Here is a 13154-nt window from a genome sequence, read left to right on the forward strand (position 1 = left end):
AAATCATTAAGGAATTCGATGTCTAGTTCTTATAATTCCGAATCGATAGAAGTCCTCAGTGGGTTAGACCCGGTCAAAAAAAGACCAGGTATGTACACTGATACAACACGTCCCAACCACCTTGCGCAAGAGGTTATTGATAATAGTGTCGATGAAGCGCTTGCTGGTCATTGTAAAAACTTGACCGTTATATTGCATGAAGATGGTTCACTAGAAGTTCAAGATGATGGACGTGGTATGCCTGTTGATGTACACCCTGAAGAAGGGATTAGCGGAGTAGAGCTAATCTTGACTAAATTGCATGCTGGAGGCAAGTTTTCTAATAAAAACTACCAGTTTTCTGGTGGCTTACACGGGGTGGGCATATCTGTTGTTAATGCGTTGTCTAGCCGTGTTGATGTTTACGTTAAGCGAGATGGAAAAAAGTATGCAATTAGCTTTGCTGACGGGGAAGTTTGTTCACCACTCAAAGAGGTTGGTGAGGTCGGTAAGCGAAATACAGGAACAACGGTTGTATTTTGGCCCGATCCACAATATTTTGATACGGCAAAATACTCTGTTGCTAAGTTAAAGTATCTATTAAGAGCTAAAGCGGTATTGTGTCCTGGTTTGAATGTTACTTTACTTGAAAGTAATGGTGATAAGTCAGAGTGGTTATTTGAAGACGGGTTAAGAGACTATTTAAAAGTAACGGCTTTAGATACTGAGAAACTGCCCGATGAGCCTTTTTGTGGTTCATTTTCAGCAGATACTGAAGCAGTAGATTGGGCGCTTTTCTGGTTGCCAGAAGGTGGAGAATTATTAAATGAAAGCTATGTCAATTTAATCCCAACCCCCTTAGGAGGAACTCATGTTAATGGGCTGCGTAATGGTTTGCTAGAAGCCATGAAAGAGTTTTGTGAGTTCAGAAATAGTTTGCCTAGAGGAGTTAAGCTAACGGCGGATGATTTATGGAATGGTTTATCATTTGTGTTGTCTGTAAAAATGCAAGATCCGCAATTTTCAGGACAAACTAAAGAACGTTTGTCTTCTCGTCAGTCTGCCGCTTTTGTTTCCGGTATTGTTAAAGATGCTTTTTCTTTGTGGTTAAACCAAAATCCAACTTATGGCGATAGGTTGTCTGAATGGGCGATTGCCAATGCCCATAAACGAATGCGTTCGAATAAGAAAGTTGTTCGTAAAAAAGTAACTAGCGGTCCAGCTTTACCTGGAAAATTATCGGATTGTGCTGGCCAAGACACTATGGCTAGTGAGCTTTTTCTCGTTGAGGGAGACTCGGCCGGTGGTTCTGCCAAGCAAGCGCGAGATAAAGAGTTTCAGGCGATTATGCCGCTTAGAGGGAAAATATTAAATACTTGGGAAGTCGACTCTTCTGAAATTTTAGCTTCACAAGAAGTTCATGATATTTCTGTTGCGCTTGGGCTTGATCCTGCTTCAGATGATTTATCAAAATTACGTTATGGCAAAATCTGTATACTGGCGGATGCTGATTCAGACGGATTACACATTGCCACACTGCTATGTGCGTTATTTGTGCGTCACTTTACTGCGCTTGTTGAAGCGGGTCATGTTTATGTGGCAATGCCACCGCTTTATCGAATTGATATTGGCAAGGAAGTTTATTATGCCTTGGATGAAGATGAAAAAGCGGGGATTTTGGATCGAATTAAAGCTGAAAAAAAACGTGGAAATGTTAATGTGCAGCGCTTTAAAGGTTTAGGTGAAATGAATCCTAAGCAACTCAGAGAAACAACAATGGCAACAGAAACAAGGCGTCTGGTTCAATTAACCATCGACTCAGATGATTCAACGAGTGAAATCATGGATATGCTTTTAGCCAAAAAGCGATCAGGAGATCGAAAAAGCTGGTTGGAAGAAAAAGGAAATTTGGTTGAAATAGACTAAATCTATGAGTGTTAGCAAAAACTGATAGGTACAATTTTATCGATGCTTTTAACTGAACAAGTTAGCTGCGATTGATAAATTCTATAAAATCAATGGTTATGACTTGCGTGTACGAAATATTTATATATTATGTAAATGATAATTATTATCAACTATATAATGTATAAATAGTAATAACTATGTCGAACATATTACCGCCTGAGTGGGTTAGTCAAGATGCTGTTATGCTGACTTGGCCCCATGCTAATACTGATTGGAAATCTAACCTGAGAGAAGTGGAAGCTGTATTTATTTCAATCAGTTTAGCTATCGTTTCTCGGCAAAAACTATTGATTGTTTGTCATGATAAAACTTTAAAAAAGCATATCTGCCAGTTATTGCAACAATCTGCAGTGATAACTAAAAATATTCAATTTATTGTGACTGAAACTAATGATAGTTGGACACGTGATCATGGTCCTATTTCCGTTTTTAATCAACAAGGTGAAGTCATTGCGCTGAATTTCATTTTTAATGGTTGGGGTGAAAAATATCCGGCTAAATTAGATAATCAAATTAATCAGGCATTATTTGAGCAATTAGATATCAATAACTGGCGTAATATCGATGTTGTACTTGAGGGAGGAAGTATCGATATTGATGAACAAGGCCATTTATTAACCACTAAGCGTTGTTTACTGAATGCTAATCGTAATCAGAATATAACCCAAGCGATAATGGAAGCTATGCTTAAAACCCAGCTTGGCGCTAAAAAAATCCTTTGGCTAAATTATGGCGCACTGGAAGGTGATGATACCGATAGTCATATCGATACCTTGGCAAGATTTGCACCAAATCAAACAATTATTTATCAGGGTTGTGACGACGAAAACTATCGTTACTATGTTGAACTTGAGCGAATGAAACAAGCGTTGAGCAATATGCGTTCTCTTAAAGAGGAGCCGTTTAAGCTATTAGAGTTACCTTGGCCCGATGCACAGTTTAATATTAATGGCGAACGCTTACCCGCAACTTATGCTAATTTTTTGATTATTAATGATGCTGTGCTAGTGCCTAGTTATGGTGTTGTACAAGATAAGAGTGCGCGAGATGTTATACAGCTAGCGTTTCCAGAACGAGAAATTATTGCAATTAATTGTCGACCGATTATCGAACAGTTTGGTAGTTTACATTGTTTAACTATGCAGTTACCGCAAGGTTTTTTCTCCGTTTAATTGATCATTTTTTCAAAATTGTAGATTAAAATTAATTGAGCATAAATTTATAATCTTGAATTTACTAACTACAGCCGAGTGAAATTGTGAATGAATACTAAATTGAACGTTGCCCTTATTCAACAGAGTAATGCCGCTGATTGCCAACAAAATGTGAATAATTCAATTCAAGGTATACGAGATGCTGCAAATAAAGGTGCTAATTTAATCGTCTTGCAAGAGTTACATCGCAGCTTGTACTTTTGTCAAACGGAAGATGTTGATCAGTTTGATTTAGCTGAAACTATTCCGGGCCCCAGTACTGAATGTTTTGGTCAACTGGCAAAAGAATTGGGAGTGGTTATTGTTACCTCATTATTTGAAAAACGTGCAGTTGGGTTGTATCACAATACTGCGGTTGCGCTTGATAGAGATGGCTCTATTGCTGGAACTTATCGGAAAATGCATATTCCTGATGATCCTGGTTTTTATGAGAAGTTTTATTTCACGCCTGGTGATTTAGGTTTTGAAATTATTGAAACGAGTATTGGTAAGCTAGGCGTTTTAGTTTGTTGGGATCAATGGTTTCCTGAAGCGGCGCGTTTGATGGCAATGGCCGGTGCTGAAATTCTAATCTTTCCAACCGCTATTGGTTGGGATCCTCGCGATGACAAAGCTGAACAACAACGGCAACTTGATGCATGGCAAATTGCACAAAGAGGTCATGCTGTGGCTAATGGGCTAGCTGTTCTAAGTTGTAATCGTGTCGGTCATGAAAATGATCCAAGTGGTGTTTTACCTGGAATTAATTTCTGGGGAAATAGTTTTATTTGTGGGCCACAAGGAGAAATATTAGCACAAGCTAATGCCAATGAAGATGAAATATTAATGGCTGAACTTGATATGAATAGAAGTGAAGAGGTACGTCGTATTTGGCCGTACTTACGTGATCGTCGCATCGATCATTATCAAGATCTATTAAAAATTTACCGTGATTGAGACTAAAATTTCGTCACACTTCTTTGTATGTTGTTTATCTACACATATTCTTCGAAGAGAGTGAGTATGTAATAACTAACTCCCACTCATTTTGATTGACGAAACTTTAGTTGCAATGGTGACTATATTGAACGAGGCTCAATAAACATTAATAATTTATTATATCGCTAGTGGCGTTTTGTGTTGTTGTAACTGTTGAATTAAGTATCTATCTCTTGTTAACACTTCTTGGCAATCATTACCAAACCATTCTAACGAAGCTTCAACATTGCGAATATGCTCATCTGGATGTTGATTAACATAATTTAAAAAGGCTTGATAATCCACTGCCCCTTCAAATAACGGGACTATCCCTTCTCGTGAACCTGATGCTGAATAGACATTCGCTGGATTAAATACATCGAGTAAGTCAGGTGAGCTAATATTTTTTAAGTGAACGTGATTTACATGAGGTTTTAATGCCTCTAAAGCGGGTATTACTTCTGTTCTAGATTCCCATACATGCAGTACATCAAAATTGATTTTGAGGTTACTACAAGCTACCTCTCGAATCAGTTGTTTGGTAGAAGCAACGGTATCCGCGTAGGTGTTGGGATGTGTTTCTATGACTAAATTAAGATCATGTTGCGCTAGCCATTGACACACTTGACGCAAGGTAGTTGATAGCTGTATAAAATCTTTTTTAGATGTATTAGCACTTGCTAGTGAACCTGCGAAGGTTCTTATTTTTTTTGCGCCCCAATGTTTTGCCAGATGGCTCAAAAGTTCTACTTGTTTATGTAGTTCAGTTTTGCTCGCTTGCAGTGGTAAATAATCACTTAACATGGTGGTTTTTAAGCCAAAACCTGCGAGCCACTCTTGATTAAAATTAGGTTGTGAAGCTAAATTTTTGGCGTGTGCCCCCCAAAGTTCAATGCCTTGAAAGTGATTGACTTTTGCCCACTGCGCCAACTGCTCAATTGAAACGAGTTGATGGCGAAAGGAAATAGTACAAATTGATAAAATCATGTGCACACCTCTAAGTTTGTTTGCTTATCTGCTGTACTAATATCAGTCCTATGAATATTAGTTTTAGCAATATCTGTTATACCAATGTGTTGTTGCCACTGATGAAATAATGCTTTAAGTCGAGATTTAATTTTCAACTCACGTTGATCTTGTTGATCAAGTAGCTGCATAATTTCTGTTGTCAGTTCTGTTAATAGCGTTGGGTCGTTGTTATTTTCGTTAACGTTATTCGCAATTTTCATTGCTCGAAATTGAATTTGTTTATAAGTTGATACTAATTCTTCGATAACGTCGCACCATGATTCAAATTCGTCAAAATCTAACTCTAGTTCTAACATAAAAAATGCTAAGCCATGTTCATAGGCATATTTGCGAATAGCAAGTACTGGTAACTGGGTAAGTGCGTGAGTCAAATTAGTAGGAGATAATTGATTCGCTGGATTTAAATGAGCTTTAACAATAGTACGTACGGCATCTGTCATGGGGTTGCTATTCATGTTTAAACAAGTGATAAAATAATCATGAATAGCTTGATTTGAACTTGCCTGAATTTCTTTGCTATCAAATAAGTAACCGCCAGCTACTGCGTCTGACTCAATAGCATGTAATACTTGTTGCTTATTTTGTTCTCCTTCCCAGCGAAAATCAGGATCCCACATCATTAGCATTTCTGGATTTGAACTATTCTCTAACATGACATAGTGTGGAAATGGGTTTTGATTAAATTTATTTTCTCGCTCAGGTAAACGGAACATATCAAGCATAACCATAATATTTTGGCTAGCCGATTTATCATCGAGTAATGAAAGTAGTTTTTTAATGTTGTCGTTTTTGGTTTTTTCAGCTTGATACCAGGATTTGACTTCAACACCATAGAGTTTTTCAAACCAATGACGAAAGAAATCATGGTTAAGATTTTCTGCGTGATAGTTGATACAATAATTGGCATCAACAACAACGTAAGCATCCCAAACACCAAAATAAAATGGTCGATGATCGACTAACTCATTCGCTTTAATACATTCACATAAGCAGCTGACAAAGCAATGCACTTTGATATCTTCAAATTCTTCATTTTCTTCTGTAGTTATAGCCACATCTTGATTTTTGTTTTCATCTTGGGCCGTATTTTCTTGATTGACTCTTCCCAATAAAAATTCACTAAGACTATCCACTGTTTCAAAGTCTTTTAAGTTGAGTGCATCATCAGGTACATTAATTGCTAACTTCACTTCTAAGCTAATGAGTAGCTGTAAGACCAATACCGAATCAAGGTAGAGATCCTCATTTAATTTTGCATGTGGATGAAAAGCTGCAATGTTAGCGGTATTAATTTCATTCGTTAATACGTTATGAATCGCGTTTATAATTTCAGTTTTTTGCATTGATTATTCTAAACTCGGTTGTTAATTGACTGACGGGGTAATAAGTTAACTGACAAATATCGACTGGTTAACCGACACTTGCCGTTAGTTTATCTTTATCCATTTTCGTATGAGATGTTTGTTGAGCGTTACGTGTTTGTTGAAAATTGAGTGCTAACTGTTTGCGGTTGACTTTACTATTAGCCATTCGCATTATTTCAGTGACGGGTTGTAATACTTGTGGTACTTGAAATGGCGCTAATTTTTTGCTGCACCATTGACGCAGTATCCCTGGTTCTATAGCTGGAGATGCAACGTATTGTAAGCAAACTCGTTGGCCAGCAAATTGATCATCAATTTTAAATATTACTGCATCGGTAACTTGAGGATGTTTCAGAATAATATTTTCAACTTCGATAGGGTAGACATTTAAACCTGATACTATGATGGTGTCATCCAATCTGGCAAGAAAGCACAAACTTCCTTTAGCGTTTAAGTAACCAAGATCTTGGGTGTTAACGATTTTTGTTCCTAAAGGCGTTTTAATGTAGGCGACTATTTCACTCGGTTGCTCCTTATTGCTACTACAGCTGATTGCAACATGGGGCAATGATTGACCTAAATCATTAGCGGTTTGTAAATGCTGACTGATGCTAAGACAGCCTGCTTCCGAGCAACCATATTGTTGATATAGTTTCTCTACGCGTGCTGCTATTTGTTCAAATACCTGTTGTGACATTGTGGAGCCGGATGTCATTGCAGCAAATAATTTACTATTTTTCGGCCAAAGACGTAATAAGCCTTGTAACATAACGGGTGAGGAATATAACAGTGGTTGCTGGCAAGCTTGTAGCACTTTGATCAAGTATTTCGGATTAATGCTGGTGATTATTTTTGGCGTTTGGCCTCGTTTTAAAGCAACCATTACCCCACAAATCAAACCATAAGAGTGGGTAATCGGACAAGCAACTACCGGAGTCATACTATCGGCATCACTAAAAGCTTGGCAATAATTTTCGATTTCAATATCGATGTCAGTCCAGCTACGCAAAATACATTTCGGCTCGCCAGTGGTACCAGAACTCATTTGAATAAGACCTGCCTGGGCAATACTCAGATCATTGCTGTGTTCGTTATTCGTTAGTTCTATTAACTGTGATAGATCACGGTATATTAATAAACTACAACCGGCTTTTTCAGCCATACTTTTAGCCGTGTCCAAAGGTATACTTGGGTGAATTGGCATCGCTGATATTTGTTGTGATTTCAAGTAATAGCATAAGGTTAACCAGATAAAACTATCTTCTACGCATACTGCGATAGCTTTATGCTGGTTAATGACTTCTATTGATGCATAAGATTGTTGTTGTTGAGTAAAATCTGCGTTGCTGTAGAAGTCGTCGTTTATTGTAAGCATGGGGTTCTCCGTACTACTGCTGGTGTTGAAGATAAAGCTGTTGAGTTTTGTATTATTTCAGAGTCTTGCCGAGCCGCTTTTGCCAGTGGGTTTTCTATTTGATGATGGAACTCTGTTTCTCGGTTGCCACGAAACTTTTTATCTAATAGTGATTCTGTTTTTATGTAAGGCTGAAAAATATTCATTTCAGTAATACGTTGTTGACTGGTAATTCCCGTGTTTTGGTAATCTTTAAAACACTGATAGACTAGTTGCCAAAAAGATTCTTCAGGATATTGATAATGTTTTTCAAGTAATACGGCAAGGTCGGCCAAATTAAATACGAACAATGTATCGACTAAAAGTTCACGCAAGGCTTCAACACTTGTCATCCAATAATATTGATTCGGTTTTGCAAAATTATAATCGTCTTCTAGTTCGCTAAAAATAGGTGCTAATTCTGGTTGCGCTAAATAATCATGAACATATTCAAGGCTTTCATGAAAGTCTCGTAAAATAATTTTTTCCGGCCAACCTTGTTTGTGTTGTAGCAGTATATTTTGACCGTGAGCTTCCAGAGCTATACCATGATGAACTAACAAATGCCAGATTGGAATAATGACAGTTTCAAGCAATTGTTTTAACCAACTTTGACAACCATACTGGGTTACCCAAGGCGCAATAAATGGCTTGTTATCTTGTTCTATTACTGTAAGTGCAACAAAAGGTAAGGCGCTTTTTTCATCACAATAATTGATTATGCTTTGACGAAAAATAACACCTAACTGACCGTCAATTTCATTTATCCATGGTTGTGATTTCGCGTCATCATTGGTTGGTCTTATCCCTGCATACTCTGTTAGTAAAGCTACTTTATTTTGTAAATACTTATCTGATTCTACAAGTTGTTGAAGCCAATTGGATAGTACTGGTGCAGTACAAAATGAATGGCTTTCAATGGTACGAAGTGATGAAGTAATAATGATATTCAAAGGCAGTTTAATATTAGCTTTTTCTGGATGAGTAACATTAAGCAATGTTCGAACTGAAATACTGGACTGATACTGATCACCTGCCGCACCAAGATAGAACAACTGTTGACTAGCAAGTGCTGGTGCAAGTTTATTTTGCAAATTTTTCCATTGCCAGGGATGAATAGGCATTAAAGAAAATGCAGTACTATCTGAAGTTTGTTCCGCAAGTTGTTGATGTAATTGCTGGTAACACTCTTCACCTAATTCCTGTTGCCAGAATGTTTGTTCGGAGACTGAAGTGAAACGACGTTTTAGATAACGACGACGAATAGCTAACCAATGTAGTTGGAAGTGATTGCCGTCTTCAGGACCATAGAGTTGATGATCTTGTTCACTAAAGCCTGTTCGGGCTTTAAAACAAGGATGATAAGGGTGACCTTCATCAATAGCCGATTCTAATTGGCTATAAGTTAAGTTACGTCTGTTATCTAAGCGTGTTAAAAATTGGTTATTCCAACGACATAACTTAATGGTCTGTTCAAGTTCGATTGTGAGTTGTTGCTTTACGACTTCCGATGTCGGTAAGTCGTTAATGAGTTTGCTCAGTACTATCGGTCGCCAGTTTTGCTTTTGAGCCGCTTTTTCTTGATGTTCGTCTTTCTGGCAAAAGCGCATATCATTGGCATCAATTCTCACTCGACTAAATCCAGAAATGGTGCCTGCTGCGCGATAGGATGTTTTGCCTAATGTAAAATAGAAGTAACCAACTCGATAGCTAAACTCACAGAGTTGCTCAAATAATAAAGCTTCAAGTAATTGACGGATCACTCGTTTTTCAACCGCTAAGTTTTCGTCAGTGTTTGCTGAAGTAGGTGATGATTGAGCTGAATATTGCTCTAGATTAAGCGGTTGCAAGAGCCACCTCATTCATTGGTTTATTGCAGATTGTATTTTGTTGATGCAAATCGAAAAATGGACTACGAATTTTTGTATAGACGGCTAATTCCTGATCGGCTTCTAACTCATCAACATCTTCAACGCGGGTTAACAGATTGCCTTTAAAAGGTATGCTTGGATTGTTAAATAGCCTATCGATAAAACCGACACCGACACCTTGCAGTTCTGATTTAAGTGTACATAGCTTGCGATAACTCAACTGTAATAATTGACTTTCAGAAGTGAGTCCATCTTGACCAAAACGACCGATAACCGAAAACAGTTGATTAATCAATAAATAATAACCAAAACGATCGGCGATCATGTTGTCATCATAAAATAAATCAAAGTTATTTTTTAACTCAGGCACTCGTTCTAGCAATTGTGTTCGCATTTTTTCTGATAAATAAAACCCCTGATTATCGCGATAATAATATCGACTTGGGCAGTTATTTGTGATGGTTAACAGTGAATTTTGTTGGTGTGCTTCTAGTGCGATACCTTGGCTATCATAAAGTCTGATTGCAGGTTCAATCGCACAGTGCCAATAGTTGTTAAACCATTTTAGCGCAGCTTCTTCTAGGTTAATGTTTAGCTCAGATGATAAGGCTAAAACTTGCTGAGTTAATTTAGCTTGTGTACCTGCGATAATCGGTTCTTGTACTAGTGCCGCAATTGATAGTGTCGGTTCAAGTTTTGCTGTTTCACTAGCAAATGGGTTTTGGCGTATGATGGTTTCAAAACCGCTTTCTTGCATATTAGCTAATTTAACTGTGATATATGCGGGATCTTCTATTAAAGCAAATTGTGGAAATTGTTGGGTAAAATGGCTTTTGGCAAATAATTTTCCTACATTTAGACCTGGCTCCAATTCATGGGCCATATTTTTTCGTAACGAGTTGGTTATTTTTACCGGAATAGAAAGTTTAAGCATGTAATTGAGTTCACTAGAATACAAAGTCCTTACTGATGATGTAGGAGTAAAATGTTTTCCCATAAGACCTAAATCAGTGATCAACCCGTCACGTTGTAACTGCTGAATATAGTCCTGATGTAATAGCCAGTCTGCTTGTAAAGGATGCACCGGCACTAATTGTTTATCATCATCAATAGAGTGGCTTTCTACTTCAGCCATTTGGTTGATGATCTGTTCTGCGCTTTCTTCAATTGAAGAATTTTGCTGTAGTAATGTTTTTGCAACGGCAAAAAAGTGCAATTGAAAACTGGCACGCAGTTCCGGCGCATAGTTTTTATGCTGCCAAGCGTGGATCCCTTGGCGCGATTTAGGGGTAGGGTGAAGCCAGTGCCCAAATAATAAAGATTGTTCAGAAGCAATAAAATCTAGGTGATTAAGGCTTGGATCATCCAAACGGTGTGTCAGATAATCTTGCATGATTTGAATACTTTCTAAAGTGCGATTTAATAATTCGATTTTTTTCTCAGATGTAACCTCTTGGCTACCACCTTTAGCGTAAATGTTGTCTATCAACATCATGATCACAGAGATAAAATCAACAGGTTGCCAACTCCATTGATTGTCTAATTGACGGTAACTTTTAGTAAATACATGACGACCGACAGTCGAGCGATAAGAAACGCCTAAGACTAAGGTAGTATTGATTCCGGTCAGTTGTAGTTCTAGAGCATGCTCTTCTTGCTGTTCAAACGTTAAGCCTGTTTGTTGTTGCCAGTTAGAGCTGGTATGCCAAACGCCGGGGTCGACCTCTTTTAGATAAGCGTTAGCGAAAGCCTGAAACGAAGCCTTCTCCGCCAGTTGTTTTGCGGTATATGGCATGACAATATTCTCCTGAATAATAGTATGTAAAAGCTAACAGGTGAATGTTAATGATATTTATTCTCATTATCAATCAGGTTTACAATTGTTACTATTACTACAGGAGATAATACTCATTTTTAAGCCGTGTGATTCATTTCCAATTTTGCAGGCCGATACCGATAACAAAAATAACTGGCCAATAAAAACGCACACCACTCGGCTATAGGCAGCGCGAGAATAAAAGAGAAGTCGTTTATTTTTGTAGGTAATAATTGCCATTCGGGTAGCCAATGGTAAAAAGCAATTAACAGGATCGCGGGAAATAATAAACTGCGGTTAATCGCTATTAACGCCGATGGTTTCGGTTGATGGACTGCGGTTAAATAGCAGGTTAAGATAATATTAGTGCCATTAATTAAAAATAACGGTAATAGAAATGGCAGTAACAGCATGCTAAATTGGGACACTTTATTCTCTTGTTCGCTAATAAACCAACCGAGTATTGATTCAGGCCAGATGCTCAGAAGAGCAACAATGATAATACCTAAACTGATTGTGCTAAATACTGCGGTTGATAAAAAGAGTTGAACCCTTTTTAAACGTTTAGCTCCAAAATTTTGACTGACAACAATGTGTAATGCGTCAGCAAAACCATAGCTAAGCATGACGCTCAAAAAGATAAAATAATTGACCAGAGTGAAAGCGGCCACACCATCTACACCTAATCGTGTAATCATTAAAGTATTGAGAATGAAGAAAATGACGCCTACAGAAATTTCGTTAATAAACTCTGATACGCCGTTGTATGCTGAACGTAATAGAAGTTTCCAATTGTGTTGTTGAAATGTGAAAACGAGCGTTTTTTTCTTGCTGAAAAAATATTGACTTAATACTAAAAACTGCACAACTTGCGCAATAGCGGTGGCGTAAGCAGCGCCAGCTAAACCAAGTTCTAAATAGATGATAAACCAGGCATCGAGAAGAATATTGAGTACAGCACCAGTCACTAATGCAAAAGTGGCTAATATCGGATGACCATCGGCACGAACAAAATAATACAGTACCATAGTGGTTAGTTGTAATATAAACACCCAGCGAATGATGTCTAAATACTCACTCGCTAAGCTAGTAACTGCTGCTGGAATATTGAGTAGTTCAAAGAGTAGCTCGTTAAATATCAGGCTGGCTAACGCCAAGATAATATTAATAATGACAGTAGCAATAAGTGATTGACTAAATATTGCACTTGCTGTCTTTATATCGTTTTCACCAATCGCTTTACCAGCACTGACCGCACCACCAATTGCTAACATGATGGCAATGGCAATCAGTAGCGTAAAATAAGGAATCATTAAAGTAATGGCTGCTAAAGCATTAGTGCCAACAGCATTGCCGACAAAAAAGCCATCAACTAAATTGGCACTAGTAATTGCAACTAAGCCGATTATTGAAGGTAATACATAATAGAAAAATGTTTTAATGATGCCACCTGAAATGGCAGGGTTGTGTGTTGACATAAAGTTATCTCAAATCATGAACTTACAATAAATTTAATACTCCGATTATATCATTATTTGTTGCAAATGATATTGATTATCATTA

Annotated in this window: 9 protein-coding genes; 3 read left to right on the plus strand and 6 right to left on the minus strand. The window is 37.7% G+C overall.

Annotation, left to right across the window (positions count from 1 at the left end; translation table 11 throughout):
- Positions 1–18 precede the first annotated feature (18 nt).
- The 3 genes from parE to ACT5E3_RS05450 all read left to right on the plus strand — a co-directional run bounded on the left by parE (position 19) and on the right by ACT5E3_RS05450 (position 4097).
- Positions 19–1905: a DNA topoisomerase IV subunit B gene (gene parE / locus ACT5E3_RS05440; protein WP_444997295.1), complete on the plus strand. Its 1887-nt coding sequence runs from the start codon at positions 19–21 to the stop codon at positions 1903–1905.
- Between the two features lie 179 nt (positions 1906–2084).
- Complete coding sequence (locus ACT5E3_RS05445) at positions 2085–3119, plus strand: agmatine deiminase family protein (RefSeq protein ID WP_444997296.1); 1035 nt, start codon at positions 2085–2087, stop codon at positions 3117–3119.
- Positions 3120–3209: 90 nt separating this feature from the next.
- Positions 3210–4097, plus strand: a complete 888-nt coding sequence (locus ACT5E3_RS05450) for a carbon-nitrogen hydrolase (protein WP_444997297.1) — start codon at positions 3210–3212, stop codon at positions 4095–4097.
- Positions 4098–4256: 159 nt separating this feature from the next.
- Here ACT5E3_RS05450 and ACT5E3_RS05455 read toward each other — a convergent pair whose 3' ends face one another.
- From ACT5E3_RS05455 to ACT5E3_RS05480, 6 genes are all read right to left on the minus strand, one after another.
- Positions 4257–5105 carry a sugar phosphate isomerase/epimerase family protein gene (locus ACT5E3_RS05455; protein WP_444997298.1) on the minus strand — a complete coding sequence of 283 codons (849 nt, stop codon included), beginning with the start codon at positions 5103–5105 and terminating at the stop codon, positions 4257–4259.
- On the minus strand, positions 5102–6490 hold the full coding sequence (locus ACT5E3_RS05460; protein ID WP_444997299.1) for a DUF6005 family protein: 1389 nt from the start codon (positions 6488–6490) through the stop codon (positions 5102–5104). Before ACT5E3_RS05460 ends, ACT5E3_RS05455 begins: the two co-directional genes overlap by 4 nt.
- A 67-nt stretch (positions 6491–6557) precedes the next feature.
- Positions 6558–7886, minus strand: a complete 1329-nt coding sequence (locus ACT5E3_RS05465; RefSeq protein WP_444997300.1) for an AMP-binding protein — start codon at positions 7884–7886, stop codon at positions 6558–6560.
- Positions 7874–9754, minus strand: coding sequence for an IucA/IucC family protein (locus tag ACT5E3_RS05470; RefSeq protein WP_444997301.1), 1881 nt, complete (start codon positions 9752–9754; stop codon positions 7874–7876). Before ACT5E3_RS05470 ends, ACT5E3_RS05465 begins: the two co-directional genes overlap by 13 nt.
- On the minus strand, positions 9741–11570 hold the full coding sequence (locus tag ACT5E3_RS05475; protein ID WP_444997302.1) for an IucA/IucC family protein: 1830 nt from the start codon (positions 11568–11570) through the stop codon (positions 9741–9743). The genes ACT5E3_RS05470 and ACT5E3_RS05475 overlap by 14 nt, the downstream gene beginning before the upstream one ends.
- Before the next feature lie 119 nt (positions 11571–11689).
- Positions 11690–13069, minus strand: coding sequence for an MATE family efflux transporter (locus ACT5E3_RS05480; RefSeq protein ID WP_444997303.1), 1380 nt, complete (start codon positions 13067–13069; stop codon positions 11690–11692).
- Positions 13070–13154 lie beyond the last annotated feature (85 nt).

It is taken from the genome of Aliikangiella litoralis, assembly GCF_052495765.1.

Excerpts from the sequence above, each read along its gene's own strand:
- ACT5E3_RS05450 (WP_444997297.1), top strand. The coding sequence starts at position 3,210 with ATGAATACTAAATTGAACGTTGCCCTTATTCAACAGAGTAATGCCGCT.
- ACT5E3_RS05465 (WP_444997300.1), bottom strand. The coding sequence starts at position 7,886 with ATGCTTACAATAAACGACGACTTCTACAGCAACGCAGATTTTACTCAA.
- ACT5E3_RS05475 (WP_444997302.1), bottom strand. The coding sequence starts at position 11,570 with ATGCCATATACCGCAAAACAACTGGCGGAGAAGGCTTCGTTTCAGGCT.
- ACT5E3_RS05455 (WP_444997298.1), bottom strand. The coding sequence starts at position 5,105 with ATGATTTTATCAATTTGTACTATTTCCTTTCGCCATCAACTCGTTTCA.
- ACT5E3_RS05460 (WP_444997299.1), bottom strand. The coding sequence starts at position 6,490 with ATGCAAAAAACTGAAATTATAAACGCGATTCATAACGTATTAACGAAT.
- ACT5E3_RS05445 (WP_444997296.1), top strand. The coding sequence starts at position 2,085 with ATGTCGAACATATTACCGCCTGAGTGGGTTAGTCAAGATGCTGTTATG.
- parE (WP_444997295.1), top strand. The coding sequence starts at position 19 with ATGTCTAGTTCTTATAATTCCGAATCGATAGAAGTCCTCAGTGGGTTA.
- ACT5E3_RS05480 (WP_444997303.1), bottom strand. The coding sequence starts at position 13,069 with ATGTCAACACACAACCCTGCCATTTCAGGTGGCATCATTAAAACATTT.